This is a genomic window from Paraburkholderia sp. J94, assembly GCF_905220285.1.
Taxonomy (GTDB): domain Bacteria; phylum Pseudomonadota; class Gammaproteobacteria; order Burkholderiales; family Burkholderiaceae; genus Paraburkholderia; species Paraburkholderia tropica_A.
The window spans coordinates 440,328-467,184 of sequence record NZ_CAJMZH010000001.1; the positions used below are offsets into that span (position 1 = coordinate 440,328).

24 protein-coding genes are annotated in these 26,857 nt (G+C 61.1%); 12 read left to right on the forward strand and 12 right to left on the reverse strand.

Going from position 1 to position 26,857, the window contains the following annotated elements:
- Window positions 1-27: 27 nt before the first annotated feature.
- The 4 genes from U4Y88_RS01935 to U4Y88_RS01950 form a co-directional block, all read right to left on the reverse strand.
- Entirely contained in the window at window positions 28-267 is a 240-nt protein-coding gene (locus U4Y88_RS01935; protein WP_321781836.1) for an acyl carrier protein, read from the reverse strand.
- Between the two features lie 34 nt (window positions 268-301).
- On the reverse strand, window positions 302-565 hold the full coding sequence (locus U4Y88_RS01940) for a MoaD/ThiS family protein (protein ID WP_224005918.1): 264 nt from the start codon (window positions 563-565) through the stop codon (window positions 302-304).
- Window positions 562-3,147, reverse strand: coding sequence for a malate synthase A (aceB, locus tag U4Y88_RS01945; RefSeq protein ID WP_321781838.1), 2,586 nt, complete (start codon window positions 3,145-3,147; stop codon window positions 562-564). Before aceB ends, U4Y88_RS01940 begins: the two co-directional genes overlap by 4 nt.
- A gap of 417 nt (window positions 3,148-3,564) precedes the next feature.
- Window positions 3,565-4,950 carry a cytochrome C nitrite reductase gene (locus U4Y88_RS01950; RefSeq protein ID WP_321781840.1) on the reverse strand — a complete coding sequence of 462 codons (1,386 nt, stop codon included), beginning with the start codon at window positions 4,948-4,950 and terminating at the stop codon, window positions 3,565-3,567.
- Window positions 4,951-4,997: 47 nt separating this feature from the next.
- Between U4Y88_RS01950 and U4Y88_RS01955 the strand changes: the two genes are divergently transcribed.
- From U4Y88_RS01955 to serC, 3 genes are all read left to right on the forward strand, one after another.
- Window positions 4,998-5,189: a hypothetical protein gene (locus U4Y88_RS01955; protein ID WP_321781842.1), complete on the forward strand. Its 192-nt coding sequence runs from the start codon at window positions 4,998-5,000 to the stop codon at window positions 5,187-5,189.
- A gap of 73 nt (window positions 5,190-5,262) precedes the next feature.
- A complete protein-coding gene (locus tag U4Y88_RS01960) occupies window positions 5,263-6,447 on the forward strand; it encodes a RimK family alpha-L-glutamate ligase (protein ID WP_321781844.1) in 1,185 nt (394 codons plus the stop codon).
- On the forward strand, window positions 6,422-7,522 hold the full coding sequence (serC, locus tag U4Y88_RS01965; RefSeq protein WP_321781846.1) for a 3-phosphoserine/phosphohydroxythreonine transaminase: 1,101 nt from the start codon (window positions 6,422-6,424) through the stop codon (window positions 7,520-7,522). The genes U4Y88_RS01960 and serC overlap by 26 nt, the downstream gene beginning before the upstream one ends.
- Before the next feature lie 53 nt (window positions 7,523-7,575).
- On the opposite strand, the gene U4Y88_RS01970 is transcribed toward serC, so the two are convergent.
- The 8 genes from U4Y88_RS01970 to U4Y88_RS02005 form a co-directional block, all read right to left on the reverse strand.
- On the reverse strand, window positions 7,576-8,028 hold the full coding sequence (locus U4Y88_RS01970) for a hypothetical protein (RefSeq protein WP_321781848.1): 453 nt from the start codon (window positions 8,026-8,028) through the stop codon (window positions 7,576-7,578).
- A 52-nt stretch (window positions 8,029-8,080) separates the two neighbouring features.
- Window positions 8,081-8,863 carry a hypothetical protein gene (locus tag U4Y88_RS01975; RefSeq protein ID WP_321781850.1) on the reverse strand — a complete coding sequence of 261 codons (783 nt, stop codon included), beginning with the start codon at window positions 8,861-8,863 and terminating at the stop codon, window positions 8,081-8,083.
- A 248-nt stretch (window positions 8,864-9,111) separates the two neighbouring features.
- Entirely contained in the window at window positions 9,112-10,218 is a 1,107-nt protein-coding gene (locus U4Y88_RS01980; protein ID WP_224005958.1) for a LacI family DNA-binding transcriptional regulator, read from the reverse strand.
- A 144-nt stretch (window positions 10,219-10,362) separates the two neighbouring features.
- A complete protein-coding gene (locus U4Y88_RS01985) occupies window positions 10,363-11,811 on the reverse strand; it encodes a c-type cytochrome (RefSeq protein ID WP_321781852.1) in 1,449 nt (482 codons plus the stop codon).
- 31 nt (window positions 11,812-11,842) lie between these two features.
- Entirely contained in the window at window positions 11,843-13,429 is a 1,587-nt protein-coding gene (locus tag U4Y88_RS01990; RefSeq protein ID WP_321781854.1) for a GMC family oxidoreductase, read from the reverse strand.
- Between the two features lie 68 nt (window positions 13,430-13,497).
- On the reverse strand, window positions 13,498-14,082 hold the full coding sequence (locus U4Y88_RS01995; RefSeq protein ID WP_321781856.1) for a sugar dehydrogenase complex small subunit: 585 nt from the start codon (window positions 14,080-14,082) through the stop codon (window positions 13,498-13,500).
- A gap of 14 nt (window positions 14,083-14,096) precedes the next feature.
- Window positions 14,097-15,206 (reverse strand): porin, encoded by a 1,110-nt coding sequence (locus U4Y88_RS02000; RefSeq protein ID WP_321781858.1) that lies wholly within the window; start codon window positions 15,204-15,206, stop codon window positions 14,097-14,099.
- Between the two features lie 249 nt (window positions 15,207-15,455).
- Complete coding sequence (locus U4Y88_RS02005) at window positions 15,456-16,130, reverse strand: FadR/GntR family transcriptional regulator (protein WP_224005971.1); 675 nt, start codon at window positions 16,128-16,130, stop codon at window positions 15,456-15,458.
- Between U4Y88_RS02005 and U4Y88_RS02010 the strand changes: the two genes are divergently transcribed.
- The 9 genes from U4Y88_RS02010 (at window position 16,129) to U4Y88_RS02050 (ending at window position 26,822) form a co-directional block, all read left to right on the forward strand.
- Window positions 16,129-17,454 (forward strand): mandelate racemase/muconate lactonizing enzyme family protein, encoded by a 1,326-nt coding sequence (locus tag U4Y88_RS02010; RefSeq protein ID WP_321781860.1) that lies wholly within the window; start codon window positions 16,129-16,131, stop codon window positions 17,452-17,454. The genes U4Y88_RS02005 and U4Y88_RS02010 overlap by 2 nt on opposite strands.
- Window positions 17,455-17,507: 53 nt before the next feature.
- Window positions 17,508-18,227: a ribonuclease activity regulator RraA gene (locus U4Y88_RS02015; RefSeq protein ID WP_321781863.1), complete on the forward strand. Its 720-nt coding sequence runs from the start codon at window positions 17,508-17,510 to the stop codon at window positions 18,225-18,227.
- Between the two features lie 51 nt (window positions 18,228-18,278).
- Window positions 18,279-19,868, forward strand: a complete 1,590-nt coding sequence (locus U4Y88_RS02020; protein WP_321781865.1) for an aldehyde dehydrogenase (NADP(+)) — start codon at window positions 18,279-18,281, stop codon at window positions 19,866-19,868.
- Window positions 19,869-19,955: 87 nt separating this feature from the next.
- Window positions 19,956-21,296 carry an MFS transporter gene (locus U4Y88_RS02025; RefSeq protein WP_321781867.1) on the forward strand — a complete coding sequence of 447 codons (1,341 nt, stop codon included), beginning with the start codon at window positions 19,956-19,958 and terminating at the stop codon, window positions 21,294-21,296.
- 62 nt (window positions 21,297-21,358) lie between these two features.
- The gene (locus U4Y88_RS02030) at window positions 21,359-22,495 is read left to right on the forward strand and encodes a porin (protein WP_224005987.1); all 1,137 of its coding nucleotides are present in this window, start codon (window positions 21,359-21,361) and stop codon (window positions 22,493-22,495) included.
- A gap of 82 nt (window positions 22,496-22,577) precedes the next feature.
- A complete protein-coding gene (locus tag U4Y88_RS02035; protein ID WP_321781869.1) occupies window positions 22,578-23,687 on the forward strand; it encodes an L-dopachrome tautomerase-related protein in 1,110 nt (369 codons plus the stop codon).
- Between the two features lie 44 nt (window positions 23,688-23,731).
- The gene (locus tag U4Y88_RS02040) at window positions 23,732-24,607 is read left to right on the forward strand and encodes a DoxX family protein (RefSeq protein WP_321781871.1); all 876 of its coding nucleotides are present in this window, start codon (window positions 23,732-23,734) and stop codon (window positions 24,605-24,607) included.
- 37 nt (window positions 24,608-24,644) lie between these two features.
- Window positions 24,645-25,202 (forward strand): sugar dehydrogenase complex small subunit, encoded by a 558-nt coding sequence (locus U4Y88_RS02045; protein WP_321781873.1) that lies wholly within the window; start codon window positions 24,645-24,647, stop codon window positions 25,200-25,202.
- A 30-nt stretch (window positions 25,203-25,232) separates the two neighbouring features.
- Complete coding sequence (locus U4Y88_RS02050) at window positions 25,233-26,822, forward strand: GMC family oxidoreductase (protein WP_321781875.1); 1,590 nt, start codon at window positions 25,233-25,235, stop codon at window positions 26,820-26,822.
- The last annotated feature ends 35 nt before the right edge of the window (window positions 26,823-26,857 follow it).

Genomic DNA, 26,857 nt, shown 5'->3' on the forward strand with positions numbered 1-26,857 from the left:
AGGCAGAGGCGGTGGAGCGGGCGCGATTCATCCCGCGACGCCGAGTTCGCGCAGCGTGGACACGGCCGCCGCGAAGCTGTCCATCTTCAGCGCGCGCGAGGAGTCGATCTCCACACTGAATTCGTCTTCGATCGCGGTGACCAGCAGCACCGCGCCGAGCGAATCCCAGCCCGGCGTTTCCTGGTAGCGCAACGTCTCGTCGGGCTGCGATGCGTCGAGTTCGAGCACGGTGTTGAACACGGGCCGCAGACGGGCTTCGAGTGACATGTCAGGCTCCAGCGTGATGAGGCGGCGCGCCGGGCTAGCCGCCCGAAATGGCTGTCATGATCTGGACGGCGTCGCCCGAAGCGAGCGGCCGCGACAGATCGCTGCGAACGACTTCGTTATTGACCGCGATCCGCACGGTGCGCCGCAGCGCCCCGGGCGTGTCCATCAACAGAGGCTCCAGTTCCGGGTAGTCGTCGAACAGGAAACGCAGCGCCTGCGCGAGCGTGCCGCCGTCGTAGCCGATATCGCGGCGGTATTGAACATAGCGCAGCAGCGTGCCCGAAAACACGAAATTCATTGCGGCCTCCAGCCGGGCGGCGACGCGCTTGCGCGACCGCCTTCCGGGTAGAACGTTTCGATGGCGTCGCCCGCGTTTTCGCCGGATGCCGTGAGCAGACGGTGCACGAACTGAAGCGCGTCGCCTTGCCGGCGCGCGCGCGTGAGCACTTCGCCGCGATCGAACAGCATGTAGGGACGGCGCAGGCCGATGTGAATCCGCTCGACGCGCTGCGCGAGGCCCGCGAGCAGCGCCGGATGTTCGGCGAGGCGCGCGAAGACCAGCGCTTCGCGACTGTCGCCGACGAAATCGCAGACGTGCTCCGAATACCACTGATCGGCCAGCTCGCAAGCGTGCCGATGAACGGTGAACGGATGGCGGGCTTGCGCGAGGGCTTCTTCGGCGTGATCGTTATCGCTTTGCGAGAGATCGCGATTGCGCAAGACGGGGCGCTCGTCGATGTCGTCGTGCGTATCGAGCAGGCTCGCGAGGCTCTCGGGAATGCGCCCCGGTTCCGCAGCCAGCGTGTCGGGCGATTCGATGCGCACGCACACTTCCTGAAGCCGGATGCGCGCGATGCGCTGGCCCCGGCTCGACGCGATCTCGACGTCGACGTCCTGAAGCGTGTGAAAGCGCCGCGGATTCCACGTCCGCACCTCGGTGACGACATCGAGTTGTTCGCAATCGAAAAACGTGGCGGGTTCGAGGTAGTCGATGTCGAGCGCGATCGGCACGAAGCCGGTTGCATGGTCGCGGATCATCGCGGCATGCGCGACGGCGTGTTCGATCAGCCACGCCGACCAACCCATGAAGGCGAACGAGAATGCCGCGCGCGGCTTGAGTTGCAGATGCGTGAACATGCCGCTGCTGCTGGTGAGCCGTAATGTCGTGAGGCGGCGCGGCGCGGTGTGCTGCGTAACGGGTTGCATTAGGTGTTGCGCGCCGCTTGCAGCCGAGGTGCCCGACGGCGCAGGATTGGTGGGCTCGGTCAGCATCGCGTAACCGCGCAAGGTCATGAATGCCGGGCACGACGCGCGCATCGTGACATCCTCGAATAGCACGCGCGCGCGTGCGAGGTTGCGCGGGTCGAGCGGCGTGCCCGTTGCTGTGTTCGATGATGCGCAAGATTGCGCGCGGTATTGCGCGATTTCATCGTCGAGCAATGCCGCGACGAGGGCGTGAGTGATCGTGCGTCCATCGACAAGCGGGGTGCCGTGATGCAGCCACTGCCAGACCTGCATGCGCGCAATTTCGACCGTCGCCGCGCCCTCCATCAAACCGAACAGCCGCACGGAGCCGCGTCCGCGCAGCCACGCGTCCAGATAACGGATCGCGACCGCGATATTCGCCCGCAGACCCGCCTCGGTGACGCCCGTGCCCAGCCGCTCCACGGCGACGAGCGTTTGTGCCGGCATCGTGGCTTCGCCCAACGGCCGGTCGATCTGATTCGGCCGCCCTTCGAGTACGCGCCCGAACGCGACATGACAAACCGGCACGAGATCAGGATGAACGACCCACGTGCCGTCGAAGCCCTCGTCGGCCTCGCTCTCCTTGTCGCGCCGCACGGCATCGATCGCACGCGCGCGCGCGACGGGGTCGTGGCGGTCGGGAATCTGCGTGGACACGCCGCCCAGTGCATGTGCCTTTCGCCGATGGCAGGTCTGCACCAGACGCTCCGCATAAGCGCGCAAGAAGCGCTGCGACGCGCTCAGTTGCGAGCGATCGGGAAAGACGCATGCCTCGCGTTCCTTGAACACCTTGGCAATGCTAAATAAATAGTCCCAGCGACCTGCGGAGAGTCCGCTTGCATAGGGACCGAGCGCATGCAGGATTTCATCCATCTGCCAGGCCGCGCCAATATGCTCGATGATCGCGGTCGCGCGAATGCTGCCGCGTGGTACAGGCAGCGCCTTCTCCGCGAATTCGAAGACGTCGTGCCAGAGCCTGGCTTCGGCGGCACGCTCGATTTTGGGGAGATAGAAATAGGGTCCGCTGCCGCGCGCGATCAGTGTCTGCGCGCAGTGATAAAAATACAGGCCGAAGTCGACGAGGCTGGCGCAGGCCGGCGCATTCGCGATGCGCAAATGGCACTCGGGAAGATGCCAGCCGCGCGGCCGCACGACGATGGCCGTTTTCGCCGCGCCGATTCGATAATCGCGCCCCGACACGTCGTGATATTCGATCGTGCCTTCCACGGCCTCGCGCAGATTGCGCTGGCTGATCATCGCGTTGTGCCAGGTCGGCGACATGGCGTCTTCGAGGTCCGCGATCCATACCTGGGCGCCCGCGTTGAGCGCGTTGATGACGACCTTGCGGTTCTCGGCGGGACTCGCGATTTCCACCCGGCGATCGACGAGATCCGGGGGCGGGGGCGGAACGCGCCAGCTGTTGTCGTTGCGGATGCCTGCCGTGTCGGCGAGAAAGTCGAATGATTCGCGGCTGGTGGATTGCGATAACGTCTCGCGTTCGGCCAGCAGCGCATTGCGCCGTGCGCCGAATGAATCATGGAGTGCCCATACGAAATCGAGTGCGCCGTTTGATAACACGTCGCTAAAGGGCGCGATTAACTGGCGGTGGATCGCGTTGCAATCGAATGTAGCCATTTCGCGCGGGCATTCCGGTGAGTTCCAGGCATGCGGAAGCAACGCGGCGCGCGCAACGGCGCGTCGCATGACGGATACGGTCTGCACGTATCAAAACATCCGGTTTCGAACGGCTGGGAAAGCGCGTCTGCTGCGGGAGCGGACGAAATGCTGTCTTATTGATAGGCGATTTGCCTGATCAATTCAAGCGTCGAACAATTCCGGTTTATATTTTCCATGCGCATTAAATAGAAATAATGAAACCCGGAGGATTACGCCTCCGCTATTCTTTTTCGGGTCCAATTAGGCGTGCATCCGATCGAACAGATTGTGCGGAATCAGGTTAGTTATCAGTCATCTCGTAGCGTAAGTGACGGCCGCGCGGATCGAGGTGAGCAACTCGTCACGCGCGGACCGTGAACTCAAGTCATCCACCCCTCAGCGCAGCACCTTCACGCACCCATTGGCGCAATGCGCATCGCCTGCTGCAATCGGTGCAAAAAACGCATTGCCATCGGCCGCAATCGAGTGCGCCGCTTTACCCGTCGGCACATTGCGCAGCCAGCGCTTGCTGTGCGCGTCGATGAATCCGATCACCGGGCCACCGGGATTGGCGACTGCGGCAAGACCATAGCGCCCGGAAGCGGCGTCGTACCAGACTTCATCCGAACCGCCCACCTGGTCGAACGAAGCGGTTTCCGCGCCGGTGCGCGAATCGATCAACAACGACTTCGCGGCAAATCCGGCTTCGACGGCATCGTTGCTGCAACCGACCAGGATCTGTCCATCGGGGCCAGCGGCGAGCCCCGCGGGCATGCAACGCGAGACGTGAATCATGCGCTCCAGTTTCGCGCTGCGCGGGTCGATCACCGCGATGCCGCCATCTTCCTTGTGTCCGTCGAGTACGGGTACGGCAAGAAACAGCTTCTTCGTTGTCGGCTCCCAAACCGGCTGCTCGATGCCGTCTGTCGCCTGGGGCAGCACGAGTTTTGCCTTCACTTCGTAGGGCGCGTGCGTGGAAATCAGCGAAACAAAAGGCGGGTCGTCGGCGTTATTGGCGGCGGCGATCAACTGGTCTTGCGGATCATAGGCCAACTCGTCGACCCGCTTGCTGCCGCCGGTCGAGACCGTCGCGAGCGTCTTCTTCGACGCGATATCGATGACCTTGACGTCGCTATTGCCGTCGCCTGCCCAAATTTGCTTGCCGACGATCACGATGCCATTCGGCCCGCCCATGTCGGTCGCTTTCGCGCCGGAGAATCCGGTCAGCCGGCCTGTGTAGCGAAGCGTATGGGTGTCGAACAGATCGATGGACGCATTCGATCGGTCCGCGAGCGCATAGAGACCGTGGCTTGCATAGCCGATATCGAAGCTTGCGAGCGGCGCACCGGGAATGGCGAGCGTTTCCTCGGGCTGCGGCGTTTTCGCGCAAACGGAAACACCGATGAGCAAACTGATTGCTGCGACAACGCTGCGCTGAATAATGGTCATGAGCGGAGAGATGAAAGATGAACGGTGGAAAGGGCGTGAGTTCGATCTCGACAGATCACGAAGGAATTCACCCCGCGCACGCGATTTTGCACCGACGCTCCTTAAGAGAAGGTTAGATGGGAAATCATCTTCCGCAAATTCGTTCGTGCAATTGGCTGGAATGAGATAGACGATCGATTCGTTGGCTATGCAACCGATTGTGACAATCCGGTTAAATAAAAAATGATGGCTATCCAGTTCTTTCCGGGTATTTCCCGGCGTTAAGGATTTCATAAGCAGGCTTGTCTTAGGCTCCGTGCCGTTCCGTTCGGCCTTGTGTTCCGTTCGGTTCATTTCAGATGAACCGGTGCGAAATCGCACCGAAATCCGAAGGACGCACTGTGAACAAGCTGCCACGCAAGGCAAATCCGTTCGTGCTGATCGACTGCACTGCCACCAGGCAGGAATCGGTCGCGCAAGAGCACAACCGGGAATCGAAATCCGCCGTCCAGGTGCCGGTATTCGAGGATGAAGTCGGTTATATCGGCGAATCGCCCGCACTCCATAGAGCGTTGAAAGATGAGGTCCACTGACATGGCGAATTCGCAATCGCAATCGCAATCGGAAGCGCCTTATCAAGCGCGAGGTCTTTCCGCATTGCTACGTTTGGCGGCAACGGGAGGCGATATTGCGCAACTGGGCGCGACACTGCTCGAATATAACCAGACGCACGACGACCCGCAGGCGTTGCTGGATCTTGCATGGGTGCTTGAATTGAAGTTCGAGCGCGATTCGGCGCTGTCGGTCCAGCAACTCGCGATCGGCATGCAGCGCCTTTACCGCATTCGCCATGCCGCTTCGCGCGAGCCCGTAAAACTGCTGGTTTTCAAGGCGGCGGGCGATCTCATGACGAATACGCCGTTCGAATGTCTCGTCGCGCATGCGGATTTCCAGATCGACGTGCTGTATGTGAATGAGGCACTCGAAGCGGATTTTCGTCTGCCCGAGCACGATGTCATTCTCGTCGGCCCTTGTGCGCTGGATGGAAACCGTCTGGCCCTGGCGCGCATCGCGGCATTGCTCGAACACACGCCTGCGCCCATTATCAATCGGCCGGACCGCATTCCGTGCACGACGCGCGATGGCGCGTGGAATCTGCTCGGTGGCGAAGCGGGTATTTGCATGGCGCGCACGGTGCGCGTCGGGCGCGCGGCGCTGGTGGCGCGAATCAACGCCACAGAGCGCAGCGACGATGTCCTTGGCGTGGCGTTTCCGATGATTATTCGCCCGGTGGGATCGCACGCCGGGCAAGGTCTCGCGCGCGTCCTGACGATGGACGAACTGACGAATTACGTGAACCAGTCGGATCGCAATGAATTCTATATTGCGTCCTATATCGATTACCGCAGTGCCGATGGGCTGTTCAGAAAATACCGGATCGCGCTAATCGACGGCGTGCCGTATATCTCGCATATGGGGATTTCGGCCCACTGGATGGTGCATTACCCGTATGAGGAAATGCTCGCGCACCCGGAGCGTCGCGACGAAGAGGCGCGTTTCATGGCGACATTCGATGCGGATTTCGCGCAGCGCCATCGAGACGCACTAGCGACGGTCGCGAAGCTCACCGGGCTCGATTATGTCGGGCTCGATTGCGCGGAAACGGCGGACGGACGCCTCGTGATTTTCGAAATCGCCACCGCGATGGTGGTGCACGACATGGACGACCCACAGGCGTTTCCGTATAAACCGGCCCGTATGCAGCGCTTTTTCGACGCGTTCTGCGCAATGGTCGTACGCAAGGCAACAACGAAACGAGAACACGATGACCACACGCTGCAACGAGCTTAATTTTTCGGGCGGTCCCGGAGCGCTGCCCGCATCGGTGCTCCTGCAAACTCAGCATGCGATCGAGGCACTGCCTGAGACGGGGCTATCGGTACTTGGAATGAGCCATCGTTCGGAATGGTTTTTGTCGCTGGTCGAGGAAGCGTCACAGAATTTGCGGGCTTTGCTGGGCCTCTCCGACGATTACGAAATCGCCTTTATGCAGGGCGGCAGCAGTCTGCAGTTCGCGACCATTCCGATGAATTTCGCGGGCGCGCGCTGGGCGCCGCCGCAATACATCAGTTCCGGCTACTGGAGCCGCCGCGCGACCGCGGAAGCGCAACGGGTTTATCGATGCGGCGTGGCGTGGGACGGCGAGCGTACGCGCTATAGCGAATTGCCCGATCTCGCGAAACTCGATATCGACCCGCGCGCGGCCTATTTGCATTACGTCTCGAACGAAACCGTGGAAGGGCTGCAATTCGGCGCGCAGGAAGCCCCGTCGAATGTGGCGCTGATTGCCGATATGTCGTCGGACTTTCTCTCGGCTCCCGTCGACACCGAACGCTATTCGATGATCTACGCGCACGCGCAGAAAAACCTCGGCCCTTCGGGCGTGACGGTTGCGCTGGTGAAGCGTGCGTTGCTCGAACGCATTCCCGACGGTCTTCCTGCGATACTCGATTATCGAACGCATATCACGCATCGCTCGAATTACAATACGCCGCCGGTATTCGCCATTTATGTGCTGACGCTCGTTTCGCGTTGGTTACGCGACGAAATCGGCGGCTTGCACGCCATGCGCGCCATCAACGAGCAGAAATCGGCCATGATTTACGGCACGTTCGAATCGTTGGGCGACGCCGTGCGTATTCACGCAAAAGCGCCGTGGCGCTCGCACATGAACGTGGCGTTTTCGTTCGGTGACGAGCGGCTCGATCGCGCTTTCGTCGAGTTTGCGGGTGAGCGGCACATGACGGGGCTGGAAGGCCATCGTTCGCTCGGCGGCATTCGCGCGTCGCTTTATAACGCAGTCACCGGGGAAGCGGTCGCGGCCCTTTGCGAAGCGATACGCGAATTCGCCATCAAGCGGCACTAAAGGCGAAACCGCGCGCGACGACATCGCGCCGTCGCGCATTCACGTCGGCCGTATTACGCGCTGTGCTGCAAACTATCGAATGTGTTCAGCAGCGCGTGCATCGCATCCTTGCAGTCCGCCGGCTGAGGCGTGGCCGCGCGCAGCGCGTCCAGTGCGCGGTCGATGGCCTTGTCGAGACGATGCCAGTCGGCCGGCGCACGCGGCTTGATGCCGGCCTCGGCTTCATCCCACGCAATTTCCAGATCCTTGATACGCGCTTTGGCGGCGGGTAGATCGCCGCTTTCGACTTTCGCGGCGACGTCGGTAGCGATGGCGCGAAACGCCGCCAGATCGCCGAGCGCCGACGATGCGCTGGCAGGCGTTGGCGCAGCGGCCTGAACGGCGGTGTCACTGGCCGAGTTAGCGGCGGTCGAATCGGCGGATCGCGAACAAGCGCTCGTCGCGAGTATGAGCGCGAACGTGAGCGCGGCGCAGGCGGATACCCGCGTAGCAGAACGAATGATCATGACGGCTCCTCAGGGAAAGATGTGCGTGTATGTCAATGCGTGTCAATGCGCGTCAATGCGTCGGCGATTCCGCACGACGCGAGCGCGCGTTGAATTCCACCATCGCAACCAGACCGATAATCGCGGCCAGAAAGAGGGCGCTCGTCCATTGCGCGCCGAAGCCAAGGCCGCCGTAAGTGCGTGCTTGTGTCAGCAGGTCGCCGAGCGCGGCGCCGAATGGCCGTGTGAGCACATACGCGATCCAGAAGGTCGCGACGGCATTGGCGCCTGCGCGAAAGTGCAGCCAGATCGCGGCAATCAACGCGCCGAAAATCAGCACGCCGCGCGCAAAGCCGAGTCCCGTGGCTTCCGTCGCGAGATCGCCTGCCGCCGTTCCCAATGCGAAGGTGCAGAGAATGGCGGCCCAATAAAATCCTTCGCGTCGGCGCGTTACGATCGTGTGAATCGAAAGCGTGCGTTCGCTCGCGTACCAGATCGCGAAGATTGCGACGAGCGCGGCGAAAAAGATCGCCGTGCTGAGATAAAGGCTGACATCTAATTTGTCGGTCAGGAGATCGGTGATCTGCGTGCCGACAATGCTGACCAGGACGACCGCAAGCCAATAAAGCCACGGCCGGAAACGGCGCGATCCCATTTGAAGCGCGAGAATCGCGCAGAGCAGTGTGCACATGACCGCGCGCGTCACGCCTTGTCCCCATCCGGCATTGACCGCCAGATAATCCGCGCCGGTTTCGCCGACGGTCGTCGACAGTATTTTGATGACCCAGAACGAGAGTGTGATTTCCGGCACCTTGTTCGGGTTATTCACGGAAAGCGTTGAATACGCGGATGTCATATCCGTCTCCACGACGAAGGGGAAAGAGAATCGGGCTGCTTCGTTTACATAAAGCCTACGCTTCGAAGCTTAGCTGACGCTTAGCTTGCGGCGTGCATGCCCGAGTCTTTCCGGTCGGGGAGAAAGAACGGTTTCAGCAGTGGATTCGAACTCTTTCCTGCCTGGATCGGACTGGCCGCAGCGGGGGCGACCCAGAGGTTCAGACTCGAAGTATCAGGTACCGGATGTCACCGGAACCTTGGACTCGATTAAGGAGCTAGACGCCGTCGTTTCAACTGCGTCTCCATCAGTTCGCCAGGAAACTTCAGATATCGCTCAAGATAGGCTGAACGTGGCGCATTCGGCGCGGAATACAAACGAAACTCAATCGGCGGAATGGGCGTGAGCTGTGTTTCGCGCCCATTGAAGCGCAGCAGTTGCCGCAGTGCCGTCAGCACCTGCGCCGAAGGGTCTTGATCGATGACGAGGTCGATGCGGCCGCTTTCGAGCAGTTGCTTATGCTCATCGAGCATTTCGTGCGCGATCCACACCACGTGTTGCTCGCCTGCTTTCGCGAGGGCGGTCGCGATGCCGTCTGTCGAATAACCGGTGTCGTAGATGCCGGCGATGGGTCCCTTCTTGAGCGCGTCGTTGACCATGCGACGCGCGAGGTCGTTCTTGTCCTGGGTGTGGCGCGGAAGACGCTCGGCAACAAGGTTCGGTGCGAACTCCTTGAGCGCCGCTTCGAACCCTTCTGCACGCAGGTCGTGGCAAGAGTTATGGGTCAGCCCGAGCGCGACGAGGACACGCCCCGTTTGCGGGCCAAGCCGGCTCATCCAGTATCCGGCCGTCCGACCCGCAGTGACATGATCGATGCCGCAATAGTAGTGCGGCGGCAGATTGTCGAAATCGCAGATGAGCATCGCAACGGGCTCACCTGCACCGATGACGGCATGCAGCGCTTCCCGCACCAGCGGGCGGTCCGGCGCGAATACGATGAGCCCCGAGCGCCGATAACGCGGATTGCGCGTTGCCGATGCAAATGAGCGCTCGTCATCCCAGGAAAAGAACTTGCGATGAATATGAACGCTCGTGCCTAGCGAGCGGTTGAGGAAGTCGAATGCCTGTTCCATGCCGCGCAACAGAGGGCTGGCGTGTACGGGCAATAGCACATCGAAATGGAGTATCGGTGTGCGTTCGTCGGGCAGAATCCGGTTGATTTCCAGCTGGCGTGCGGCGTCGAGCACTTTCTTTTTCGCGCGATCGGAAACGCTGCCGATTTCATTGATTGCGCGGTTGACCGTCGATACGCTCACGCCCGCCAATGCGGCGATATCTTCGAAACGGACACGACGCGGACGGGCAGGAGACTTCATCGGAATTCCTCGCGTGGCGATCGTCTGCCAGTCATGGCACAGAAACGAACCGGGAGTTTGCGCCCATCTTATCGTGAATGGGCAGGTGCCCCGCACGCGAGCACGGTGGAAGCCGCGCGCCTTGCAGCGCGCGCGGCTGCCCCGTTACACGCGGGTCTTGCTGCGTCGTCGACGCAAGACGCACGCCGCGAGCACGATAACGAACGCGCCTGCAATTATGCCGCCAAATGCAAGCGTCGACGCATTGCGAATCAGGAACGACGGACGGCCGCCTTCGCGAATCAGCTTGACGTCTGCGCCCGTGAGTTGCGCGTTGCCGCGCCCGAACTGCTCCGTCACGTAGTTCGTCACGGCGGCGATCTGATCGTCGCTCAACGAATCCGTGATGCGCTCGTCTTCAGCGGAGAAGGCGGGCATCGACACTTCGCCGTCTGCGCCCTTGCGATGGACGCCTTGCGCAATCGCCATCACGACATTGTTCGGCTCCAGCGCGCCCACGGCGCTGTTGTGAGTGAGCGGCGGGAACGTGCTGTCCTCGGTGCCGTGACCGTGCACGCCATGGCAGGCCGCGCACGCAGCACTATAGAGCGCCGCGCCGTTCGATTCCGTGGTCGCGAAGCGTTCCGCCGAATCGTTGCCGGGAATCGGCTTCTCGAAGTCGGTCCACGCGACATCGCGCTTCGGATCGGCCGCATAAGACGGCGTCGTCTGGCCCGGCGTGCGGATCGGCGCGACGGTACGCAGATAAGCGACGATGGCGTCGATGTCGTGGTCGTCGAGCTTGCGGAAGCTGTTTTCGATCGCTTCAGCCATGCCGCCGCCTGCTTGCGCGAGGCCGCGAACATGACCCGTGCGCAGATACGCGGTCAATTGCGCGTCGGACCATCCACCAATGCCGCTAACCTTGTCCGACGTGATGTTCGGTGCGTACCAGCCGCCCACCACCGCGCCGCCCAGGTACGCGCTCTGGTCGAGCGCCATCATCGTATTGCGGCCCGTGTGGCAGGTCGTGCAATGTGCGAGTCCATCGACCAGATAGTGCCCGCGATTGACGAGCAGCGAAACATTCGCATCCGGCTTGAAGCGGTCGTGGTTCAGATAGAGCGCGTTCCAGATCGACATCACGCCGGGCAGACCGAATGGAAACTTGAGCGCCGTCTTTTCTGCGGGTGCCTCGTCCACAGGCGCGACGCCTTGCATGAAATACGCGTAGAGCGACTTGACGTCGTCGTCGGTCATCAGCGCATATTCGGTGTAGGGCATCGCGGGATACAGATTCGAGCCGTCCGGGCGCTTGCCTTCGCGCACGGCACGCGCGAAATCCGCTTCGCTGTAATTGCCGATACCCGCCGTTTTAGAAGGCGTGATATTGCTCGACACGATGGTGCCCATCGGCGTATCGAAACGATAACCGCCCGCGAAGGGCTTGCCGTGATCCTTGGCTGTGTGACACGCAATACAGTCGCTCGCGATAGCGAGGTATTGTCCGTGCTGGATCGAAGCGGCATCGGCATCGGTCTGTGCCGATGCGGCGTGTGCGGCGATGCTGCAAGCCGCCGAAAAAACGAGCGTGCCGATGAAGCGTGAAAGCAATGTTGCGGAAGTCGTGGTTATTACCTTCACATCAGACCTCGCGCGCAATGATGTCCGCCGAACGGATCGACAGTGCGATCGCAGTGAGCGTTGGATTGACCACGCCAGCGGCCGGAATCACACCCACCGAGGCGATAAACAGATTCTCGTGATCGTGCGTTCGGCAATCGCCATCCACCACCGAATCTTTCGGGTTCGCGCCCATGATCATCGTGCCCATCAGGTGATCGTGATTCTGGAAGCCGGTGGTGTCGATATAGGTGCCGTTCATCTTCGCGACGATGTCCTTGTAATGATCCTGTGCCGCGCGATAACCTGCTTTGACGTAATCGTCGACATCGAAATGCACGTCGATCATCGGAATGCCGAGCGCGTCCTTGCGCGTGCGGCTGGGCTGCACGCGATTGGTGGGCGAGGGCAGCGACTCGAAGAACGTCGAGATCTCCAGCCAGCGCGCACTGTATTTCATGATGTTCGCGTCGAGCTGCTTGCCCATCATGCCTTCACCAAGAAAGCGCTGCGTGAGGCTCAATTGCGGATTCAGATTGGTGATCGTGTGCTTGAGTGCGGAATGCTGCTTGCGGAAATCACCGTCACGCCAGTTGAAAATACCGCCTTGCTGCACAGGACCTCGCCCCATCCACACGGGTTCTTCGGCGAGAAAATGCATATTCACGCCAATGTGATCCATCAGATTGCGGCCCACCTGATCCGATGAATTCGCCACGTCGGAAAGCAGCAGCAGCTTCGACGTTTCGAACGAATGCGCGGCAATGACGAAATAGCGTGCGGTAAGCCGCACGTCTTCGCCCGTCGACGAACGATAGTGAACGGCGACGATGCGGTTCTTCTCGCCTTTTTCGATCTTGTACGCGGTGGCGTCGGTGATCAGCTTGACTCCGCGGCGTTCCGCTCGCTCCGCGTGAATGCTGCCGTTATAGAGCGCGCCGATCGGGCACACGGGGGCGCAGTTGTTATTGCCCTGGCAAGCCGGACGCTCGTCGTAAGGCACGTGCGTACGCACGTTCGGTTCGTGCGCGAAACGATAGCCGTGCGGTTCGAGCTTTTTGCGGAAGTGCGAATACAGATACAGTTCCGGCTCGGGTGTGACGGGATAGGGTGCGGAGCGCGGCGGAAAAGCCGAGCCGCCCTGGCCGCTCTGGTCGTCGGTATCGCTGCCCGAAACGCCGAGTTCGACTTCGGCGCGGTGATAGTACGGCTCCAGGTCGCTATATTCGATCGGCCAGTCGCGCCCCACGCCATAGAGCGTCTTGAGCTTCATGTCGTTGGGCAGATAGCGCCACGTTGCGCCGCCCCAATGCCATGTCGTGCCGCCTACGAGCTTGAGCATGCCGGGCAGCATGCGAAACGAACCCGTGTTTTCGATGTAGCCTTCAGCGTAGGACGTATGTGCCCACGGCGAGTTCGGAAACGGTTCGTTGAAGTCGTATTTGCGCGGCGAATTGCGGAAGTTCTCGACCAGCTTCCAGCGCGGCACCTTGCGTCCGGCTTCGAGCATGATGACGGACTTGCCGTGCTTTGCGAGTTCGTTGGCCATATTGCTGCCGACCGCGCCTGAGCCGACGACGATCACGTCAGCATCGAATTCTGTTGCCATGCCTGTATTGCCCTGCGATATGAGTTGCTGAATGTCCCTGACTGAAGCGGACGGACTAATGCGCCTTGTTACGTCGGCACGGTCGTCCAATAGCCGGTGCCCCAACGCGAATACGAGGGAATCGGCGTATAGCGCTCGGTCAGCCGGTACATCAGCGCCTGCGTATAGGTGACGAATTGCGTGTTGTCGTGTGCCGCGCCGCTCTTTGCGGTGCCTGCGTAGCCGAGATAGAAACTCGAAATGATGGCGAGCGCGTCGGCCTTGATCGTCGCGGGCAGCGCGGCGTATTGACTGAATGCGTCGACATCCGCAAGGGAATGCGTTGCGATGTAACGCGAAATGGCGGCCGCCTTTGCGCCGAATTGCGCATCGACTTTCAGGAGCGCGTCGAGCGCGCGAACCGCCAATGCGCCGTCGAGCGTTTTACCCGTGAGGAATTGCGCAAGCTGGTGAAAGTCCTGCTGCGAAATCGCGGCAACCGGCGCGCCGGGCTCAGCGTGTGCTGGTGCAATCGCGAGTGCGGGAAACATGGCGAGCGCGCTCAACATCACGCCCCCTTGCGCAAGGAAAACGCGGCGCGCGCCATCGGGCGCGCCGCAGGATGTGGTCGCCGTCACGCGATCGCGCGGCCCGTATTCGGGGGAATTCTTCATCGTCAATCGGCCAATCAGAAGTAATGAATCACGCCGCAATACGCGCCCGTTTGCGACGCACCGAACGCGGGATTGGTGCTGTTGCTGTTGTCGCTGCCGGGGTTATTCGCGTTCACGCTGAAATTGCTGTGCGCGCCGTTGCGAACGTGCGCGAGCGTGGTGTAAAGCACGGTGCGTTTGGAGAGTTGGTAGAGCGTGCCGAGCGTGAACATCGTCGCGTGGCCGACTGCATCGTGAGTCGCGTCGCCCGCGCCGGAACCGACGTCGACATGAAACACGGCCGCATCGATTTCGAGCGCGGGCGAGAGCGTGTATTTGCCGCCGAACCAGTATTCATTCGCCGAACTCGCGAGCCCGGCTGGCGTATCGGGCGCGCTCAGATGGAGCGCGGCGCCTTGCCAGAGCATCTTTCCCGTGCGCAGCGAGAGACCGCCGAACCACTCGCGCGACGACACGAACACATTCGAGAAACGACCGTTCGAATCGCGCAATTCTTCATACATGCCCATTGCGCGGAACGGCCCGCTCGCGTAATTGATCTGCACGCCGCCGCTGCGGCCGTAGTCGCCGCTTAGCCCGTTATTGAATCCGCTCGATGCGTTGCCGAAGGCGTATTGCGCCTGCATCGACAAACCGCGATAACTGGGCGAGATGTACGACACGGTGTTGCTCGTGACCGGCCCCAGCCTCCCGCGCGAGAGCGATTGCGAGGAGGTCAGCTCCTGCTGGAACGGATCGAAATCCCACTGATAATTCGAGAGCCCGAGCGTGCGCCCGAGCGTCAGCGTGCCCCAATCGTCGTCGCTGATGCCGACGGTTGCGATACGGTTGAAATAGCGCGCGGAATCAGCCTGTTCGCCGCTCGCCATATCGATGCCGGCTTCGAGGTTGAAGATCGCGTGCGTATGCCCGCCCAGATCTTCCTTGCCGCGAAAGCCAAAATAGCTGGCGCCCCAGTTTGCGCTTTGCATGCGGTAATCGGCGCCGCCGCCTCGCGTATTCGAGAGGTAATCGAAACCCATATCGAGCCGTCCATAAAGCGTCACGCTGCTTTGGGCTTTGGCCTGACACGCTGCAAATGTCAACGCGGCGGCGGTCAAGATTAGAGGGCTCTGTCTTTTCATCGAATTCTTTTGGGGCGAAACAATGCAGCGTGCAATCGACTCGCGGTCGGCACGCTTTCCGTTCTGGTTGTGATTTCCAGTGCGTGGCGGGTCGGGCAATCAAGTTGCCGGCCTGCGCCAATTGGTCACACGGGAGAGATGCCGAAGGATAGTTTCAGCCCGACCGCGAGGCAATCGACATTTTGAATCGATCGATTCAAATGAGCGCGTGTCAGTCGGGGCGAAGCTTTGTACGCTTGCGGGAGGCGTTCAGCCAAAGAGGCGAGCAATGCCGCTGCGGATGTGCTCGACCATGGCCTGACGTGCGCCGTCGCTATCGCCGCGTGCAATCGCTTCGTCGATACGTAGATGTTCGTCGCGGATATCGCGCACGCGGCGCAGACGCGGCTGATTCGAGAGTTCGCGGATCATGCGCGTGGCAATGCGGCGATGGTCGCGAATGGCCGCCATCGTCATGCCATAGAACTTGTTGCCGCTTGCCTGCGCGATCGCTTCGTGAAAAGCGATGTCTTCTTCGATGCTTTCGGTGCCGCGATGAATGGCTACTTCGAGCAGGCGTCGGCGCGCGCTGATTTCACGCAGTAAATCGGGCTGCGCATGCGTGGCGGCCCATGCCGCACATTCTCCTTCGATTACGCAGCGAAACTCCAGAAATGCACGCACCTCTTCGACGTTTTCGATGGGCCCGAACGGCATGCTGCGCAATTGCGGACGGCCCACGTAATTGCCCGAACCTTTGCGCGACACGATCCAGCCTTCCGAACGTAATTGCGCGAGCGCCTGACGCACGACAGGGCGTGAAACGCCGAGTAATTCGGCCATGGTGTTTTCCCCAGGCAGTTTGTCGTCGCCGCCCAGTCGATGGCGATCGATGAAGGCGAGGATGCCTTGATACGCAAGGTCGGTCAGCGGAGAAATGGACATGAACGCGACTCGAAGTAATCGTGGGGCGCATCTTAAACCTGTAATACAGCCTCGTCCATTTGTTGACGGTCGCGTGGCCGGTTGTGAGCATGAGCACATCGTTCAACTTCACTTGCACGCAACCATGTCCAGTATTACGAAGCTTCGCACTATCCGTATCGCCGAGCGGCCCAATCTCATCTGGGTCGAACTCGAAACCGACGATGGGCTCCTCGGGCTGGGTGAAACGTTTCGTGGCGCGCAGGCCGTCGAGGCCGTGCTGCACGAACAGGTCGCGCCGCTGTTGATCGGGCAGGACTCGCGCCGCATCGACGCAATCTCGCGCCAGTTGCATACGCCGTATGTGGGCTTTCAAGGCGCAAGTGCGGAAATCCGTGCGGCCAGCGCGGTCGATATCGCGTTGTGGGACATCGCTGGAAAACGTCACGGCATTCCGGTGCATGAAGCACTGGGCGGTGCAAACCGCCTGACGATCCAGGCGTACAACACGTGCGCGGGTTATGCCTATAACAGCAATCAGACGGCGCGCCGCGTGATTTCGCAAAACGATGCCGCGCAAGGCCCCTATGACGATCAGGTCGCGTTCAATCAGGATGCGGGCCGTCTCGCGCAAAGTCTGCTCGAAGAAGGTTATCGCGCAATGAAGATCTGGCCGTTCGACGTCTTCGCGGCGGCGACCGGCGGCCAGACGATTTCTCTCGCCGATCTCAAGAAGGGGCTGGAGCCGTTCAGGAAGATTCGCGCGGCCGTGGGTGACGACATCGAAGTGATGTGCGAAATGCACAGCTTGTGGGGCGCATTGCCTGCCGAGCGTATCTGCCGCGCACTCGAAGACTACGGCGTGTTCTGGGCCGAAGACCCCATCAACAAGATGCACGACATCGAAGCGCTCGCCAATCTGCGCTCGCGGGTGCGTGTGCCGATCTGCGGCAGCGAAACGCTCTCGGGCAGCACGCAGTTCCGCGAGTTGATGGCCGCCGACGCGGTGGACGTCGTGATGGTCGACATCGCCTGGTGCGGCGGCCTCACGGAGGCACGCAAGATCGCCGCCATCGCCGAGTCGCATCGCCGCGCGCTCGCGCCACACGACTGCACGGGACCGATCACCTTGATGGCCGGGCTTCATCTTGCCTTGCATGCGTCCACGGCGATCTATCAGGAAGTCGTGCGCGCCACGCTTTCGACCTGGTATCGCGATCTCGTGACCGAACTGCCCGTTATCGAGCGCGGCATGGTACAGGCGCCCGTTGTGCCGGGACTCGGCACGGCGCTGCGGCCGGAAGTGAAGCTGCGCGCCGATGCCGTCGTGCGTGAATCGCATTGAATCCCCGCGCATTGAATCCCGTTATCGATCTCTCATTTTAGAAGGCTACTCGTATGACCGTCCTTACCGCCGAATTGCGCGCTCAACTGGAAAAGATCAGCACCGCCACGCTAGCCACCGCGCTTTATAAGCGCGGCCTGCGTCAGCAGGTGATTCAGGGTGTCACGCCGCTCAAGCGGCTCACGAAAAGCATGGTGGGCGAAGCGTTCACGCTGCGCTACATTCCGGCGCGCGAAGACCGGAACGGTCTTGAGGTATTTCGGAATCCCGATCATCTGCAGCGCAAGGCCGTGGAAATCTGCCCGCCGGGCGCCGTGCTCGTGATGGATAGCCGCAACGACCCGCGTGCGGCATCGGCGGGCGGCATTCTCGTCACGCGCCTGATGAAACGCGGCGTGGCAGGCGTCGTGACCGACGGCGGTTTCCGCGACGCCGACGACATCGCGCAGATCGACATGCCCGCATTCCACACGCGTCCTTCCGCGCCGACCAACCTCACGTTGCATGAAGCGCTCGATATCAACGTGCCGGTCGGTTGCGGCCAGGCTGCCGTGTTTCCGGGCGACGTGGTGGTCGGCGACAACGACGGTGTGATCGTCATTCCGGCGCATCTGGTCGAAGAAATCACCGCCGAGGCCACGGAAATGACGGCCTTCGAAGACTTCGTGATGGAAGAAGTGCGCGAAGGCAACACCATCATCGGCCTGTATCCGGCGACGCGCGAAGAGACGCGCGAGAAGTTCGCCGTGTGGCGCGCACGTAATGGCCGCTGAAACCGGTCCGCGCAATCCGATGGTGACGACGATATTTTCAGGAGCAAACACATGACTGCATTGACGGGCGAAATGCTCATCGGTTTCTCGGCGGTGCGCGGGCAGGCGGGCGAGCAGCGCGCATTCGATCCCGCAGCGAACGCGGAGATCGCCGAACCCGTCTTCGGCCTCGGCGACGAAGCAGAAGTGGAACGCGCGGCGACGCTCGCGGCGCGCGCCTTTGACGCCTATCGCACGCTGCCGCTCGCGCGTCGCGCGGCATTTTTGGAAGCGATTGCCAGCCATCTGCTGGAGAGCGGCGACGCGTTGATCGCGCGTGCTCACGCGGAAACGGGTCTGCCGCGTGCGCGCCTGCAAGGCGAACTCGGGCGCACAGTGGGGCAGTTGCGCCTCTTCGCCAATGAAGTGCGCGAAGGCCATTTTTTGCGTGCCACGATCGATTCAGCGCTGCCGGAACGCACGCCGCTGCCGCGCGCCGATCTGCGCTTGATGAAGCTGCCGCTCGGCCCCGTGGCCGTATTCGGCGCGAGCAATTTTCCGCTCGCGTTTTCGGTGGCGGGCGGCGATACGGCATCGGCGCTCGCGGCGGGTGCGCCGGTGATCGTGAAGGCGCACGGCGCACATCTGGGTACTTCGGAACTCGCGGGTCGCGCGATTCAGGCGGCTGCGAAGGAAACCGGCATGCCGGATGGCACCTTCTCGCTGCTGTTCGGCGCGGGACGCAAGATCGGCGAGGCGCTGGTCGCGCATCCCGCCATCAAGGCGGTGGGCTTCACGGGTTCGCGTCAGGGCGGCCTTGCGCTGCTGCGTATCGCCAACGCGCGTCCTGAGCCGATTCCCGTCTACGCGGAAATGAGCAGTATCAATCCGGTATTCCTGTTGCCCGACGCATTGCGTCATCGCGCTGAAACGATTGGCCGCGATTTTGCCGATTCGCTCACGCTTGGCGCGGGACAGTTCTGCACCAATCCCGGTCTCGTGCTCGCCATTGACGGGCCCGACCTGCAACGCTTCCTGATTGCGGCGTCACTGGCGCTTTCCGCAAAGCAGCCGCAGACGATGCTCACACAGGGCATTCACGCGGCCTGGCAGGACGGCACGCGTGCGCTCGATGCGCTGGACGGCGTGCAAAAGATCGCTCAAGGCGCGGCCGTCGAAGCGCAATGCAATGCGGCACAAGCCGCGCTCTATGTGACGGATGCAAAGCGCTTCCTGGCCGATGCAGCGCTTCAGGACGAAGTGTTCGGCCCCGCTTCCGTGCTTGTGCGTGCGAAAGACCTGAACGAACTGCTGGAAATCGCTGAGCGCTTCGAAGGGCAGTTGACTGCAACACTGCAACTCGATGATGCCGATCACGTCGACGCACGCACGCTCCTCACGGTGCTCGAACGCAAGGCCGGCCGTATTCTCGTCAACGGTTTTCCCACGGGCGTCGAAGTGAGTCACGCGATGGTGCACGGCGGTCCATTCCCGTCGACGTCGAATGCGATGTACACCTCGGTCGGCGCATCGGCGATCGATCGTTTTCTGCGGCCAGTCTGTTACCAGGATCTGCCCGACACGCTGCAACACGACGCGCTAAAAAACAGCAATCCGCTGGCGTTGTGGCGCAGGGTGGACGGCGTGCCGCAGCGCGCGTAAAGCGTGTGCAGTTGATGGGCGGATGAAACGCCAGGCGATGAATAACGGAGACATCCGGGCACTACCGGAACAGGAACAGGAGCAGGCATGCAACGCGATTCGATAGCGTGCATCGCGAGAGAGGCGTCGCGCAGCAAGGTGCGCTACGTCGTGCTCGCGATGATCTTCATGATCACGGCCTTGAATTACGGAGACCGCGCGACGCTTTCGATCACGGCGTCCGCGATGAAAGGCGAACTCGGTTTGAATGCAGTGCAGATGGGTTATCTGTTTTCCGCATTCAGCTGGGCCTATACGCTTTCGCAATTGCCGAGCGGCTGGTTGCTCGACCGCTTCGGCGCGCGACGTGTTTATGGCGGCAGTATTCTTTTCTGGTCGTGCTTCACGCTGCTGCAAGGCGTGGCGAGTCTGGAGCTGGCGACGGCTTCGATTCTCGTCGTCCTGTTCGCTTTGCGCTTTTTTATGGGTATCGCCGAAGCGCCCGCGTTTCCCGCCAACGCGAAAATTGTTTCGACCTGGTTCCCGGCCACGGAGCGCGGCATGGCGTCGGCGGTATTCAATTCCGCGCAGTACTTCTCTGCTGTTGTCTTCACGCCGCTGATGGCGTGGATTACGCACACGTTCGGCTGGCAATACGTCTATGTGACGATGGGCGTGCTCGGCGTGACGATGGCCTTCGTCTGGATGCGTGCGATGAAAGAGCCGCATGACCATCCGCACGTGAATCAGGCCGAACTCGATTACATCGGCCAAAGCGCAACGGCTGAGCGGCGCGAAGAAGCCGTCGATGCGCTCATGCGGCTCGGTGGATGGGCATGCGCGCGTCAACTGCTGTCGAACCGCATGCTGCTCGGCATTTACCTCGGGCAGTTTTCGATCAGCGTACTCACGTATTTCTTTCTTACGTGGTTTCCGGTCTACCTCGTGCAGGCACGCGGCATGACCATCATGCAGGCCGGCGTGACGGCTTCGTTGCCCGCGATCTGCGGTTTTCTCGGCGGTTTGCTCGGAGGCGCGTTTTCGGATGCGCTGGCGCGGCGCGGCTATTCGCTGAGCGCGGCGCGCAAGCTGCCGATCGTGCTCGGCATGCTGCTTTCGCTCTCGATCGTCGGCTGCAATTACGTCAAGGCCGATTGGCTCGTGATCGTGCTGATGTCGATGGCGTTCTTCGGCAAAGGCTTCGGCGCGCTGGGCTGGGCCGTGCTCGCTGACGCTTCGCCGAAGGCGGTCGTGGGATTGTGCGGTTCGATCTTCAACCTGTTCGGCAACCTCGCGGGCATCGTCACGCCGATCGTGATCGGTTACCTGATTGCCGGAACCGGGTCATTCAATGGCGCATTGCTATTCGTCGGTGCGAATGCGTTGCTCGCGATTTTTAGTTATCTGGTGATTGTCGGAAAGATCGAACGGGTGAAACTCGTTCAGTAAGAAACGTGAAACGGTGCGACGGCCATTCGTCGAATAAAGAAAACAAGACTGGAGGAGCAGGAATGAGGCAAACGGCAATTCTGGCGGTGACGGGCGCCGTATTGGGCGCGGTCTGCGCCAGCGCACAGGCGCAGAATTCGGTGACGCTGTATGGCATCGCCGATGCGGGCATCACCTATATTCATCATGCGGGTGGCGATCACGACCAGTATTCGATGACGAGTGGCCGTCTCAACGCCACGCGATGGGGATTGACCGGCAGCGAGGACCTGGGAGCGGGGTTGAAGGCCATATTCACCCTCGAAAGCGGTTTTTCTATCGCAGATGGCACATTCGATAAGAGCGGAACGCTATTCAGCCGCCAGGCGTATGTGGGCGTGGCGGACACCCGCTGGGGCACGCTGACCCTCGGCCGCCAATATGATCCGATGACGGATCTCGTGCAACCGAACCAGGCCGACGCGTATTTCGGCGGCTTGTTCACGACACCCGGCGACGTCGATAACGCCGATTCGAACGCTCGCTTCAATAACTCCGTGAAATGGCTGAGCAGCGAATGGAACGGCCTGCGTATTGGTGCGAGTTACGCGTTTGGCGGTGTGGCGGGTTCGGTGGCGTCGGGGCAGGCGTTCGGCGGGGCGGTGTCGTGGCACACGGGGCCGTTCTCGATCGGTGCGGGCGGCATGCACATCGACAACGGGAATCCTGCGATCTCCGCGCGTCAGACCACGGCCGCCGAGTCGCTTTTCTTCACGTCGATTAATAGCGCGTATGCGTCGGCTAGCGCGATCAATATCGGCCGCGTGGCAGCCAGCTACAAGCTCGACACGTTCACGTTCGGCGGCTATTACAGTTATGCCGAATATGTGCCCGACGGCTGGTCGCAATTCACGAAAACCGAGCATTACCACATCGGTTCCGCGTACGTGCATTGGCAGGTCACGCCGGTCGTCGAAACGCAGCTTGCTTATAACTACATGCATTCGACGGGCGACTCATCGGCGGTCTATCAGACGGTCACGCTCGGCGCGCTCTATGACTTGAGCAAGCGCACGGCGATCTATATCGAAGGCGGATACGGCCACGCAAACGGTTCGAACGGTTCGGGGCCTGCGCAAGCTGTCATCGGCGCAGCGATGGTCGATGCGGGCAAGCCTTCTCAGGTGCTCGTCACCGCCGGCCTGCGCCAACTTTTCTGACAATAAATCGAAACGGAGACACATCATGACGAATGTCGATCAACGGCATTTCGCATTGCGAAGGAATTGCCTCAGGGCGTTGATGCTTGCACCGCTTGCGGGCGGTATGGCCACCCGCGCGTTCGCGTATCCGAAAAGCAGCGTGAAGCTGGAGCTGGTCGCGACGTCGCCGACGCATCTGTGGAATGGCGTAACGCTCACCGCGAATGGCCGCATGTTTGCTTCGATGCCGCGCTGGCCCGGTTTCGAGCAAACGCCCGCGCTCGTCGAAGTGATGAAGGACGGCTCGCTGGTGCCGTATCCGGGCGGCGCGTGGAATGAGTGGAAGCCGGGCGATTCCGGCACGGACAGTTTCGTCGGGGTGAATGCCGTCAACTGCTTCGACGGCGTGACGATCTGGGCCGTCGATCAGGGCACGGTGCCGGGCCATGACGCCTTCATGCCGGGCGCGGGCAAGTTCGTGCAGATCGATACGCGCACGAACAAGATCGTGCGCAAATATGAATTTGGCACCGACGTCTTGCCGCCTGGAGCCGCATTCAACGATATCCGCATTTACGGTAACTACGCCTATTTGACCGATTCGGGCGCGGGCGCGATTGTCGTGGTCAATCTGAAAACCGGTGACGGGCTCCGCCGTCTTGCGGGCCACACCAGTACGACGATGCAGCGCGCGGGCATTGCGCGCGACAACGTGCCGATGGTGCATCCCGACGGCAAGCCACATACCGTGCACGCTGATCAACTCGAAATCAGCCCTGACGGCGAATGGTTCTATTACCAGACTGCCGAAGGTCCGCTGTACCGCGTGCCGACGCGTGTGCTACGCGATCGCTCGATTAGCGAGGCCGATGTGCGCCAGGCCGTCGAATACGTCTACGACACGCCGACGCTGGGTGGCACAGCGATCGACAGCAAGGGCAATCTCTTCATGGCCGAAGCGAGCCGCCCGTGCATTTCCGTGCTGCTGCCCAATGGCGACGTGCGCGTGCTGATCGAAGACGAAAACCTCTGGGGCGGCGACGGCCTGTTCATTACCGCCGACCGCTATCTCTACATTCCGATTTCGCAGTCCGTGAATCTGCAACTCGTGCGCGGCCCCGGCGGAAAGAGCCTCGTGACCTATCCGTTCAAGATCTGGCGCTTCAAATTGCCGGACGAATACGGCGGCCCGGCTAATCACAACGTCTAACGCTTTTATCACTGACCGTGCAGCCTGCTGGGCTGCACACACACATGCTTATGTCCGAAAACTTCTATTCTTCGCTTCGACCGGCTCGCGTTCCGCTTTCGCTCGCTACGCTGGCATTGATCGTTGGCCTGATTGCGACCGTCTATTACGGCGTGATCGGCGGCGCGTTGCACGACAGCGCCAATTATTTCTGCGTCGCCATGTGCGTGCTGGCCGTTGCTGCCGCGCACTGGGTCATGCCGCGTAACTTCGCTGTGGGCTTTCTCGTTTCCACCTTGCTGTGGCTGACCAACTGGCGCGTCGCCGCCATGATGAATATCTGGCCGGTGATGATCGTTTCCGCTGTTATCGCGGTGATCTATGTCGCGATGTTTCTCGATTGTCTGCAAAACAACTGGAATCAGGCGGCTCCTGGCGAACGCCTGAGCGGACTCGAATGGCAAATGACGGTCGTGCGGATTTATTTCGGCTTCGACATGGTCGGTCACTTCACTGAAAAGCTGTTTGCGGGCAGCGCTTCGTTTCATCACATGAGCACGGTGTTCGGCGGCTTTGGCATCGCGACGCCGGGGCCGTTCGTCATCATGGGCGGACTGTGCGAACTCGCGATTGCGATTGGTATCGGCATTGGCCTGTTGTCGCGTCTCGCCGCATTGGGTGCGACGCTTTATTTCGCCATTGCCAATCACTATGGCGCGCATTTCGACAACGGCTTCACGTGGGCGAATGGTCCCGACGGCGGCTGGGAATATCCGATGTTGATGGCGATTTTCTACCTGAGCTTCGCTTTGTCGGGCGCAGGCCGTTTCTCGCTTGACGGCTGGTTGCTGGCGCGTGGATTCGTGCCGCGCAGGTTGCTTGTGTTGTTCGCCAGCCAGCGCGTGCGCGACAAGGCGATCGTACCGGCGGCATCCGCCTGAAGCGGAGCACGCCACATCGATGGAGGAGACGTCATCCATGTCGCAATCGCGAGAGAAAAGCACAACGAGCGGCGTGACGCGCCGCAGCTTCCTGCAGATCGGCATCGCGCTGACCGGAGCGTTTGCACTAGACACCGAGCTGCGCGCGGGCAGTCTGCCTGCGCAAGCACCCGCGGTCATGCAGGCCGACACGTTTGCCAGTTTGAGCGGGTTTTTAACGGGCAAAACGCAACTCGACACGACGCTCGCGGCACGGGCGCTCACGCAATTGCGTGCGCTCGATCCCGGTTTCGATGGCAAGCTCTCCGCGTTATCCGAGGTAATCGCCGTATCGCGCGCGAAAACGATGGACGATTTTCTCGCGACCGAAGCGGGCGCGCGCAATCGCGCCACGGCAACGACGATCGTGTCGGCCTGGTATCTGGGCTACACCGGCACACCCGATCTCTCGAAGATGGCCGATGCTTCGCGCTTCGTGACGTATCGCGAGGCGCTGATGTTCGCGCCAACGCTCGACGTCTCGATCATTCCCACGTTCTCGCGCGGCAAAAATGGCTTCTGGCATGAGCCGCCCGCCACGCTGGCGACCGATTGAAGAACCTGTAAAAACAGGGAGACAGGAAACATGAGTACAGGTTTTGATGCGGATGTGATCGTGATCGGTTCGGGCGCGGTGGGATCGAACGCGGCCTATGAACTGGCGAAGCAGGGCAAGTCGGTGATCCTGCTCGAAGCGGGCGAGCGGATGCCGCGCTGGAAACTGATCCAGAATTTTCACAATACCTCGCGGCGCAAGGACAATATCGCGCCGTTTCCCAACAAGCCCTGGGCGCCCACTTCGGCTTATGACGGCTATATCGTCAATACCGGCAATCAGATCATGACGCCGGGCCAGTTGAAACTGGTGGGTGGTACGACGTGGCATTGGGGCGGCGCGGCCTGGCGGCTGATTCCGAGCGACTTCAAATTGAAGTCGCTTTATGGCGTGGGCCGCGACTGGCCTATCGATTACGACGATCTCGAACGATATTACGCACGCGCGGAAGCGGAAATCGGGGTGGCAGGCGATAACAGCGAGGACCAGGCGGGCAATATGGGGCGCGCGTGGCCGCCGCGCTCGACGCCTTATCCGTTGCCGCGCGAAGTCGACACGTATTACGCCCAACGCATTGCGAAGCGCATCGAGCCGCATGGTTATCGCGTGATTACGGAGCCATCGACGCGTGCAAGCGCCGGCTATCGCGGGCGGCCCGCTTGCGTGGGCAATAACAATTGCCTGCCGGCGTGTCCTATCGGCGCGAATTACTCGGGCTTTATTCACGCGGAACTGGCCGAGCAGGCCGGCGCGCGCCTCCTGACGGACGCCACTGCATTCAAGCTCGAAAAAGGGCCCAACGGCAAAATCGCCGCCGTGCACTACCGGAATTCGAAGGGCGAAGACACACGCCTGACCGCGCGTACTTTCGTCGTGGCGGCGCATGCCTATGAATCGGCGAAATTGCTGCTGATGTCCCATGTCGGTAATTCGAGCGATCAGGTCGGGCGCAATCTGATGCCGCATCTTGCGCTGATACTGCGTTTTCTCGCGGACGAACCGCTATGGCCCGGTCGCGGGCCGATTCAGGGCAATGCGATCATGAATTTGCGCGATGGCGATTTTCGTCGTCATCGCGCGTCGAATAAGTATCAGTTGTCGATGCCGGTGGCCAATGAATTCATCACGACGCGCCTGTTGCAACAGGGCGTGCTTGGCTCCGAACTCGATCACCGGATTCGCCATGATTCCGCACGCTTCGTGGAGATGTTCGGTTTCTGGGAAACGTTGCCGCAAGCATCGAACCGCGTCACGTTGGGGCAGGGAAGAACGGTCATCGGTTTGCCAACCATGTCGGTGCACTACGATCTCGACGATTACAGCCGCAATACCGCGCCGGTCGTGCGTCAGGATTTCGAGCAGTTCATCAAGGCGATGGGCGGTACCGATGTGATGGCGCGCGGCGAAGAGATCGTGGCGGTCGATCACATCATGGGCACCGTCATCATGGGCGACGACCCGAAGACTTCGGTTGTCGACAAGGATTGCCGTAGCTGGGATCACGAGAATTTGTTCGTGGTCGGCACGGGCAATATTCCCGCCTGCTCGGCGGTGAACCCGACGCTCACCGGCATCGCGCTCGCCATTCGTGCGGCCGACCGCATCGCTACGGAGGTCTAGGCGATGACCGGATCGTTCAAGGCGAGTCGGATGAG

Bases quoted from the DNA above. Each gene is read 5' to 3' on its own strand.
- U4Y88_RS01935 (WP_321781836.1), bottom strand. From the start codon at position 267: ATGTCACTCGAAGCCCGTCTGCGGCCCGTGTTCAACACCGTGCTCGAA.
- U4Y88_RS01940 (WP_224005918.1), bottom strand. From the start codon at position 565: ATGAATTTCGTGTTTTCGGGCACGCTGCTGCGCTATGTTCAATACCGC.
- aceB (WP_321781838.1), bottom strand. From the start codon at position 3,147: ATGGCTACATTCGATTGCAACGCGATCCACCGCCAGTTAATCGCGCCC.
- U4Y88_RS01950 (WP_321781840.1), bottom strand. From the start codon at position 4,950: ATGAACCGAACGGAACACAAGGCCGAACGGAACGGCACGGAGCCTAAG.
- serC (WP_321781846.1), top strand. From the start codon at position 6,422: ATGACCACACGCTGCAACGAGCTTAATTTTTCGGGCGGTCCCGGAGCG.
- U4Y88_RS01970 (WP_321781848.1), bottom strand. From the start codon at position 8,028: ATGATCATTCGTTCTGCTACGCGGGTATCCGCCTGCGCCGCGCTCACG.
- U4Y88_RS01975 (WP_321781850.1), bottom strand. From the start codon at position 8,863: ATGACATCCGCGTATTCAACGCTTTCCGTGAATAACCCGAACAAGGTG.
- U4Y88_RS01980 (WP_224005958.1), bottom strand. From the start codon at position 10,218: ATGAAGTCTCCTGCCCGTCCGCGTCGTGTCCGTTTCGAAGATATCGCC.
- U4Y88_RS01990 (WP_321781854.1), bottom strand. From the start codon at position 13,429: ATGGCAACAGAATTCGATGCTGACGTGATCGTCGTCGGCTCAGGCGCG.
- U4Y88_RS01995 (WP_321781856.1), bottom strand. From the start codon at position 14,082: ATGAAGAATTCCCCCGAATACGGGCCGCGCGATCGCGTGACGGCGACC.
- U4Y88_RS02000 (WP_321781858.1), bottom strand. From the start codon at position 15,206: ATGAAAAGACAGAGCCCTCTAATCTTGACCGCCGCCGCGTTGACATTT.
- U4Y88_RS02010 (WP_321781860.1), top strand. From the start codon at position 16,129: ATGAACGCGACTCGAAGTAATCGTGGGGCGCATCTTAAACCTGTAATA.
- U4Y88_RS02005 (WP_224005971.1), bottom strand. From the start codon at position 16,130: ATGTCCATTTCTCCGCTGACCGACCTTGCGTATCAAGGCATCCTCGCC.
- U4Y88_RS02015 (WP_321781863.1), top strand. From the start codon at position 17,508: ATGACCGTCCTTACCGCCGAATTGCGCGCTCAACTGGAAAAGATCAGC.
- U4Y88_RS02020 (WP_321781865.1), top strand. From the start codon at position 18,279: ATGACTGCATTGACGGGCGAAATGCTCATCGGTTTCTCGGCGGTGCGC.
- U4Y88_RS02025 (WP_321781867.1), top strand. From the start codon at position 19,956: ATGCAACGCGATTCGATAGCGTGCATCGCGAGAGAGGCGTCGCGCAGC.
- U4Y88_RS02030 (WP_224005987.1), top strand. From the start codon at position 21,359: ATGAGGCAAACGGCAATTCTGGCGGTGACGGGCGCCGTATTGGGCGCG.
- U4Y88_RS02035 (WP_321781869.1), top strand. From the start codon at position 22,578: ATGCTTGCACCGCTTGCGGGCGGTATGGCCACCCGCGCGTTCGCGTAT.
- U4Y88_RS02040 (WP_321781871.1), top strand. From the start codon at position 23,732: ATGCTTATGTCCGAAAACTTCTATTCTTCGCTTCGACCGGCTCGCGTT.
- U4Y88_RS02045 (WP_321781873.1), top strand. From the start codon at position 24,645: ATGTCGCAATCGCGAGAGAAAAGCACAACGAGCGGCGTGACGCGCCGC.
- U4Y88_RS02050 (WP_321781875.1), top strand. From the start codon at position 25,233: ATGAGTACAGGTTTTGATGCGGATGTGATCGTGATCGGTTCGGGCGCG.